This is a genomic window from Paenibacillus sp. TY11 (assembly GCF_059772165.1).
The window spans coordinates 250,213-258,006 of the sequence record NZ_JCBAIQ010000008.1 but is presented as its reverse complement, the minus strand read 5'-3'; the positions used below and the strand labels follow the sequence as shown (position 1 = coordinate 258,006).

General features: G+C 46.2%; 7 protein-coding genes. 5 read left to right on the top strand and 2 right to left on the bottom strand.

The window, feature by feature from the left end; translation table 11 throughout:
* The 4 genes from AC6EJC_RS11650 to AC6EJC_RS11635 form a co-directional block, all read left to right on the top strand.
* Window positions 1–235 (top strand): hypothetical protein (locus AC6EJC_RS11650; RefSeq protein WP_444954108.1); only part of this gene is annotated, 235 nt, incomplete at its 5' end.
* A gap of 125 nt (window positions 236–360) precedes the next feature.
* A complete protein-coding gene (locus AC6EJC_RS11645) occupies window positions 361–1,371 on the top strand; it encodes a phosphotransferase (RefSeq protein ID WP_444954095.1) in 1,011 nt (336 codons plus the stop codon).
* A gap of 18 nt (window positions 1,372–1,389) precedes the next feature.
* A complete protein-coding gene (locus AC6EJC_RS11640) occupies window positions 1,390–2,286 on the top strand; it encodes a YutH/CotS family kinase-like spore coat protein (RefSeq protein ID WP_444954094.1) in 897 nt (298 codons plus the stop codon).
* A gap of 244 nt (window positions 2,287–2,530) precedes the next feature.
* Window positions 2,531–3,409 (top strand): arylamine N-acetyltransferase family protein, encoded by an 879-nt coding sequence (locus AC6EJC_RS11635; protein WP_444954093.1) that lies wholly within the window; start codon window positions 2,531–2,533, stop codon window positions 3,407–3,409.
* A gap of 38 nt (window positions 3,410–3,447) precedes the next feature.
* Here AC6EJC_RS11635 and AC6EJC_RS11630 read toward each other — a convergent pair whose 3' ends face one another.
* Window positions 3,448–4,470, bottom strand: a complete 1,023-nt coding sequence (locus tag AC6EJC_RS11630; RefSeq protein ID WP_444954092.1) for a protoglobin domain-containing protein — start codon at window positions 4,468–4,470, stop codon at window positions 3,448–3,450.
* Window positions 4,471–4,762: 292 nt separating this feature from the next.
* The gene (locus tag AC6EJC_RS11625; protein ID WP_444954091.1) at window positions 4,763–6,658 is read right to left on the bottom strand and encodes a PrkA family serine protein kinase; all 1,896 of its coding nucleotides are present in this window, start codon (window positions 6,656–6,658) and stop codon (window positions 4,763–4,765) included.
* A 283-nt stretch (window positions 6,659–6,941) separates the two neighbouring features.
* On the opposite strand from AC6EJC_RS11625, the gene AC6EJC_RS11620 reads away from it, so the two are divergent.
* Window positions 6,942–7,775, top strand: coding sequence for a DUF2161 domain-containing phosphodiesterase (locus AC6EJC_RS11620; protein ID WP_444954090.1), 834 nt, complete (start codon window positions 6,942–6,944; stop codon window positions 7,773–7,775).
* Window positions 7,776–7,794: the final 19 nt, after the last annotated feature.

The following is a 7,794-nucleotide window of genomic DNA, read 5'->3' as shown; positions in this document are numbered from 1 at the left end:
ATTGCCGTTTGCGCGGACTTCCGAACGTCAGGGAACAAGCCCTCATGACGGCAACTGTGCAGAACATGAAGAAGATGGCGATCCACCTGGATCGCCTGGAGAAACAGGGGTAACACCCCGTTTTTCCCAGATACCAGACCATTATTATGTAAAGAAAAAGAACCCGCGTCTCAAAAAGACGGGGTTTCTCGACAATCTGACGGAGCAGCGAACTTTCGCTGCTCCGTTTTTTTGACCAATGTGACACAGGAAAAGAACGAAGATGGCTCCATAAAACTGCACCTATTATTTCTTCATGAATAGACTGATAACTAACAGAGGATTACCTTTTTCTTCAATCCAAAGTCAAGTGAGGTTCTTATGGCGAAATCCTATACTAAAGCACAGATTCGCAAAATCACTCGTCGTTTCGGCCTGATCCCGTTAAAATCAAGCTTAGTCTCATCATTATACCGAAAAAATGCAGTGATCAAGGTGAAAACGAAAAAAGGAACTTATGCATTAAAGCCCTTTAGTCGTACAAAGATGGTCCGTTCAAATACGATTCAACAGATGGAACAAGCTGCGCGCCATATAAGGCTTTTGAAAAAGAGAAAGTATACCTACATGCCCGCATGGCTCCCCACTCATTCCGGCAAGTTATGGACTCTACATCAAGGAACGCCATTTTATGTAAGCCAGTGGATCAAAGGACGGGGACTGGAGACCGCTGAAGATTTCGAAAAACTGGGGCGGGCACTTGCCACACTTCACGCCACCTCCACCGGCTTGCATCGGATGGATAAAGGAAAGTCCCTCCCTACCATTCAACAATTGCGAATATGGAAAAACCAGGACCGTCTTTTTCAAAGAAAAATGACAGAAATCAGCCGCCATGATAAAGAGTACCGCAACTGGTACAACGCTCACGGCAAAGACTGCAAACGTTTATCCAGGCGAGCATGGAAGGATTTACAGGATGCGTCCATTGTAAGGCTGCTTCAGATGGAACATCGGCATCCCGCCTTAATACACAGCGATATCACTATCCCCAATGTCATTATTTCGGATGACGGTCATCTCAAAATCATTGATTGGGATCGGGTTAAGATCGGCTCAGTCTATGCGGATTTGGCAAAGGCCCTTATGAATACGACCCAATTCAATCCTGAATTTGTGCAATCCTTGCTGAAGGGATACCAAAAACGCAAACCACTAAGCCGTACTGAACGGAAGATTGTTACAGCTTTATATAAACTACCACGAGAAGCCTGGCATGCTTCCCGACACCCGAATCGTTCAAGAGATCGCGAAATCCTGGACAATTGGAATCAGTCGTGGCCTCTTCGATTACAAATCATCCATATTTTGCAGGAGTGGGCTCATGTATAAAAGAAAGTGAGGATCAAAATGTCGATTTTATCGAACGTTGAGCAGATGTACGGAATCAAAATTCAGCGTAGCCGTCAAATGAAGGACATTCACAAGATTGAGACCGCTAATACGACTTATTGCTTAAAACCCTACAAATTCCCGGAAGAAGAGATCCGTTTTATTACACGTGTCTTGTCCTACTTGGATGAGCGCGGGTTTACACGCAGCCAAAAGGTCTATCCAACAGTACAACAAACGGCTTACATGACCTACGAAGGTGTTTCATATACATTAACCAATTGGGTTCATGGAATCAGACCAGAATTCACAAAAAGAATAGACTTCAAAAAGGGAATTGCTACTTTAGCCAAATTCCATTTCAGTGCCGTGGGCTTTCCTGTCACTGAAGCTCCGCCATCCAGAATCCGTTATGAAGGCTTGAGCGATGAAATAGCTGGATACAAAAAACGCCTCATTCCATACAGAGGCACAGCACATCTCGTAGCTCTTTGTGAAGAAGTGTCCAATCGCCTACAGCAGCCCAAAGTTAGAGAAGCAATTGCTCAGGAGCAAAAAGCCGCCGCATTTATACACGGCGACTATAATTATCCCAATCTGATTAAAGGCAAACAGCTCAAAATCCATTTGATCGACTTTGAAAATTGCTCCCTACATGTAAGGATGAAAGATCTCTCCCATCTCCTTCATCGGAATTGTCTTTGGAATGGGACAAAGATGCTGCGCGCGATAGATTACTATCAACGATATCGTCCATTGAGCACCCATGATTTGCATCTGCTTCACGCACTATTGATCTCTCCCTATCATGTGGTCCGCAATATCAGAATAGGCGGCTTCCGTTCTGCCAAGCGAGTCATTCCGTCGTTCGTGCATTTGAACAAATACCGACGTGAACTTAGATCACTGCTATAATCTGTCGGCTTGGAACTAAACAGGAAAACAGACCCGATGAAACGGTCTGTTTTTTTGTGTTCTGACAACCAACTACAGGAAAAGCGCATGCCGCTAAAGCCAATCGACTTGCTGACTGTACCGGTACAACCAAAAATTTATAGCATTGTAAACAGCACTCCCCCCTTCTACAATGATGTTAAGACTCAATGATCATTTGTTTCGAGAAGAGAATTTGGGAAACTAACAATAGAGGTGATTGTACATGTACACCATGACAAAAGAAGAAATAAAAGCTTATTTAAACAGAATCGGAATTCCCGAAATTCAGCCTCCTACCCTTTCCTATTTAGTTGAGCTGCATAAGGCTCATGTAAAACATCTTTCATGGCAAACGTTGGACATTTTTGCAAGGAAGCCGGCAGCCATTGGTTTTCAAGAATCCATTCAACTCATTCTACATGGAAGAAGTGGTTATTGTTTCCATCTAAATGGTGCCTTTAGTTCACTACTACATTCACTAGGGTACAAAGTTTCCCTGCATCGTGCCGGGGTACAACCTTTAGGAGCTGAGCCACGCATTAATTCATTTCATCTTGGACTAACAGTGAACTTGCTAAATGGGCATCATGAAGATGAAGTATGGATTGTTGATGTCGGGTTGGGCGATATGCCATATGAGCCTCTTCCACTCCGTATGGGGACTTATGAACAAACCCCTCTTCATTATAAAGTTATGGAATCCGGGGTTGTTACAAAAGGTTGGCGTTTAGAGCATGACTCGCTTGCTTCATTTGTTGGCGTTGATTTTGCTCCTACGGTTGTTCAGGATTTGGAAGAATTTATGCCGAAACATCATTTCTATAGCCGCTCAGCGGAATCTCCATGGTTTAACCTGTTTCTGATTCGGCAAAGGCAAGCATTAGAGGCGAATGAACTCAGAGGATGTATTTGGAAAAAACGCGGGCTAAACGGTTTGAAAAAAATAGAGATAGATAAGAAGTCGCAGTGGCTGGAAGTGTTGGCAGATGTATTTGGCGAGCCGCTCGTTAACTACAGTCGCCAGGAACGGGACGAGTTATGGAAAAGAGTACTTGCGGCTCACATAGAATGGAAAAAATCTTCGACTGAGGTGCTACAATAAAGAAGCTTCCAAAGTAGGGATACCGTTTAAACTACATCTCAAACCTTCAGCATTTCCGAGGAGTGCTGCAGCATTTCCAATTCCTTCACCATGTTTTCGATCAGCTTTGTGAAGGAAGCCAATTCTTCTGAGCTGGAGGCTTGTTGCCGGGCACTTGCTGTTGTGACAGCTGTTTCGGATTGCACACTGTCAAGCATACGGGCAATATCCAGCACCTTGCGCTGAATTTGCTCCTGTGCTTGCTTCGAATTAGATGCCAGCTTTCGCACCTCCTGTGCCACAATTTGAAACCCGCGCCCTGCTTCCTGCGCATGGGCTGCCTCAATCGCCGCATTCAGTCCCAGCAGATGAGTCTGATCGGATAGTTCTCGGATCGTACTGCTCATCTGCTCAATATGCTTAATCTCGTCACTCAATTGCTGTACCAATTCCTCTGTATGTTCCTGCGAAGAAGCAGTGTTGCAGGCACTCTCCGCGATATTATCCGTATTTTCCCTAAGCTCGGCAATCATCCCGGTCAAATTTTGGGCAATTCGGGACACAACGGTCAGCACCTGCGTTTGTTCGTCGGCCAGCTCGTTGATTTGTTCCTTTTCCTTTTTCTGATAAGCTTCCAATACAAGCTGGGAATCCAGATTGAACATTTTGGTAAGAGCGTGCACAATAGAATACCAGTCCTCTATCCCTGAACGCTTTAAAATGTCTACTGCAATATCAAGATAAGTAATGTACGTGCCCAAATAATAATCGGAGGACAACCCGATTCGGGAATGTACTTGCCCCACAAAAAGACGGTGTTCGATAAACTGATCATCTATTTTCCCATCTGCGAGAGAAAGCCAGTATTCATGTTGTGTTTGCTTGAGTCGTTCAATATTCGACCATTTGGAGATAATCGACATGAGATGCGGAACCTTTTCTACATGCTCATAAAACCGATCGACTACCTCGTTCACAATAGATTGGAATAGTCCCTGATAATGATGCAATAAAGCCAAATCATCATTAGTAATACCAATATATTGAATCTGTTTTAATCTACTCTCAACGACATGAATCATAAGTTCCTCCAAATAATAGTTTACATAGATTTTACATTACCATATTTATCGGATACTTTTTAGAAAATGTAAAAAAAAACAGATGATTAATTGTGACTTTTTACACATCATTATCAGAAAAATATCTGAATATAACTACCTAATGATACAAAAAAAGAATCCGGCAGCACCTGAAACTCCCTGTGCTTGCCGGATTCCCTATAGGAAACACGTTGATCGGATACCTCACAGCCGTCATTACACCATCCATCTCAACCCATGGCTCCTCCATACTGTACTTGTTTATCTCATCTTACCGATTCAGGAGACTACCTACATACCTCAACAGATCGTTAGCGCTGGCTCCTGTGTAGCCATGCTCCTCAATCAGTCGCTTAATCACCTCATTCATCCGTTTGAGCTGATTAGCGTCAGGCGTTTTGGTCGAAGTCGTAATCTTTACAATATCCTTCAGATCGGCGAACAGCTTCTTCTCAATGGCTTCTCGCAGCCGATCATGATGATGATACTCAAACTTCCGGCCCTTGCGGGAATAAGCGGAAATACGGATTAATATTTCTTCACGGAACGCTTTTTTCGCATTTTCCGACACCCCGATTTGCTCCTCAATTGAGCGCATGAGCCGCTCATCCGGGTCGAGTTCCTCATCTGTAAGCGGATCGCGGATTTTCGCCCAATTGCAAAAAGCTTCGATGTTATCCAAATAGTTGTCAAACAGCGTCTTGGCTGATTCCTCGAAAGAGTACACAAAGGCCTTCTGCACTTCTTTTTTCGCCAACTCGTCATATTCCTTACGAGCCACGGAAATGAAATTCAGATAGCGCTCCCGTTCTTCCTTTGTGATGGAGGCATGTTGATCCAGACCATCCTTAATCGCTCTTAAAATATCCAAGGCATTGATGGATTCCACATTTTGCTTAATTAGTGCACTGGAAATACGATTAATAACGTACCGCGGGTCTACTCCGGACATCCCTTCCTCCAGAAACTCGCTTTGCATCTCCTTCAGATCGGCTTCCTTGTACCCTTCGACCTCTTCACCATCATACATACGCATCTTTTTGACCAGATCCATGCCCTGCTTCTTCGTCTCCTTCAAACGGGTAAGCACGGAAAATATAGCAGCCGTCCGCAGCGCATGAGGAGCGATATGAATATGTCTCATGTCACTTTGTTCAATGAGCTTGGCGTAAATCTTTTCTTCCTCCGACACTTTCAGGTTATAAGGAATCGGCATTACAATCATCCGTGATTGCAATGCCTCGTTCTTTTTGTTTGCAATAAAGCTTTTATATTCGGATTCATTGGTGTGAGCCACGATCAGTTCATCTGCACTGATGAGCGCAAAACGCCCGGCCTTGAAATTCCCCTCTTGGGTCAGAGATAGCAAATTCCACAAAAACTTCTCATCGCACTTCAGCATTTCCTGAAACTCCATCAGTCCACGATTCGCTTTGTTCAATTCTCCGTCAAAACGATACGCGCGCGGATCGGATTCCGAACCATACTCCGTAATCGTGGAAAAGTCGATGCTGCCCGTCAAATCAGCAATATCCTGCGACTTCGGATCAGAAGGGCTGAACGTACCAATACCGATCCGGTTTTCTTCTGATATAAATACCCGCTCCACGCGGACCTTTTCAATATCGCCATCAAATTCCGTACGCAATCTCATCTGGCAGGATGGGCAGAGATTACCTTCAATGCGCACGCCCAGCTCCTTTTCAAATTCGGGACGCAGCTCATGGGGAATCAGATGGAGCGGGTCTTCGTGCATGGGGCAGCCTTCAATCGCGTATACGGCTCCCTGATCCGTTCTCGAAAATTTCTCCAGACCACGTTTTAGCAACGTGACCAGCGTCGATTTCCCCCCACTGACGGGTCCCATCAAAAGAAGGATACGCTTGCGCACATCGAGTCGCCTGGCTGAGGAATGGAAATATTCCTCCACTAACTTTTCCAACGCTCGGTCCAGCCCAAAAATCTCCTGCTCAAAAAATTTATATCGCTTATGTCCCCCAACCTCTTCTACACCAAAAGATTCAATCATCTTGTAAACCCGTGCATGAGCTGTCATCGCCGGCGTCGGGTCTTTCTTGAGTATCTCAATATACTCTCTAAAAGTGCCGCTCCAGGCCAGACGGTTGTTTTCCGCCCGGTACTCCGCAACGCGTTCAAAAATATTCATGCTCGGTTCCTCCCATGACTGCGTAATGACTATCCTCCACTCCTGATGATTATGGCTACACTCGTCACGCCTTTCAGGATATGATGCAATCCCCTTAAAAAAAGTGTAATACATACCTATGCAGATTGATTTCAGAATTGACCTATTTTTTGTGACAGGTCTCTCTGCTTTTTCGAAAAAACCAAGGGATACACTGTGCTAAAATATACAACAACAACGCGGACCTGACGCATTATGGTACAATATAAGCTCGGAATAATGGGATAAAGGAGCGGGAGAAGCCATGGCGGTTCGGCATGAGACGGAGCTGTACGCTCCGGTCAAAGCCTTTTTTGAGAGCTTGGGATATGAAGTCAAAGGAGAGGTGCGCAACTGCGATTTGGTAGGTATCAAGCCAGGGCAGCAGGCGCCACTGATTGTGGAGATCAAAAAGACGTTTAACCTGGCGCTGGTGCTGCAAGGCATGCAGCGCTTGAAGCTAAGCAGCAATGTATATGTAGCCGTAGAACGGAATCGTGCCAAAAAAGGGGCGGTGAATCAGCGCTGGAACGAGCTGGTCGGACTGTGCCGCCAGTTGGGACTGGGCTTGCTCACCGTAACCCATTTTAAAACCAAGCCGCCGCTCGTTGAGGTACTGTGTAAGCCCATAGGACCTAACGACAATGTCCGCAAAACGACAGCGGTCCGCCCTGGCTCGCGCAAGGAAAAGCTGCTGCGGGAATTTCACGCACGCAGCGGTGACCACAATACCGGCGGCAGCACCCGGCGCAAGCTGGTCACTGCCTACCGGGAAAAGGCGCTGCGCGTAGCCGCAGCCTTGCAGGGCTTGGGGGAAGCTGCCCCGGCTCAGCTCGCCCGCATAGCAGCCGTCAGCACAGCTGCTGCCGTACTTCAGCACAACTACTACGGCTGGTTTGAGCGCGTATCCCGCGGCCGCTATCGACTGACTCCGTTTGGCGAAGCCGCCCTAAGCGAGTATGCGGTAGTGCTGCAAGAGCAGGGCATTAAAGCGGCCGATGGAATGGCGGCAGAGCTTGACGAGGGCGGTGGACAGCGCCGGATTGCGGAAGCGCCAATCACTTACTCCACCGTTGCTGCGGATGCGGAGGATGACTGACACGGGATCGGTGGTTGTT